We start from the raw sequence: 605 nt of genomic DNA on the forward strand, positions 1-605 counted from the left end.
GATGTGTATAAGAGACAGATGTTCAACCCAGCACCCCACTGCCGGCCCCGGCCGCCGACGGTATTGCGTATCTGATTTACACCTCGGGCACCACCGGGGTGCCCAAAGGCGTTGCCGTGACCCACCATAACGTCACCCAGCTGCTGGCGTCGGCAGATGCCTACCTGGAGCGGGCGGGGGTGTGGTCACAGTGGCACTCGTATGCCTTTGACGTTTCGGTGTGGGAGATCTTCGGTGCCCTGCTCGGTGGGGGCCGGTTAGTGGTGGTGCCCGAGGCGGTGACCGCCTCTCCGGAAGACTTCCACGCCTTGCTGATCAGCGAACAGGTCAGCGTGTTAAGCCAAACCCCGTCGGCGTTTTATGCGCTGCAAACCGTTGATGGATTAGCCCCGGAGTTAGGCCGCCGGCTGGCGCTGAAGACAGTGGTGTTTGGTGGGGAAGCCCTTGAGCCCGCGCGTCTAGCGGGGTGGGTGGACCGCCATCGGCAGTCCCCGCGGCTGATCAACATGTACGGCATCACCGAGACAACCGTGCATGCCTCGGTACGCGAGATCATGGCCGGTGATGTCGCCGGCGCAGCGAGCCCCATCGGGGTGCCGTTAGTT

Annotated in this window: 1 pseudogene; it reads left to right on the forward strand. The window is 63.5% G+C overall.

Features of this window, described 5'->3' with window-relative positions:
* Positions 1 to 23: 23 nt before the first annotated feature.
* A pseudogene (locus tag A5781_RS09410) lies at positions 24 to 605 on the forward strand (AMP-binding protein); the annotation flags it as partial.

The organism is Mycobacterium sp. 852002-30065_SCH5024008 (assembly GCF_001665645.1).
Taxonomy (GTDB): domain Bacteria; phylum Actinomycetota; class Actinomycetes; order Mycobacteriales; family Mycobacteriaceae; genus Mycobacterium; species Mycobacterium paraffinicum.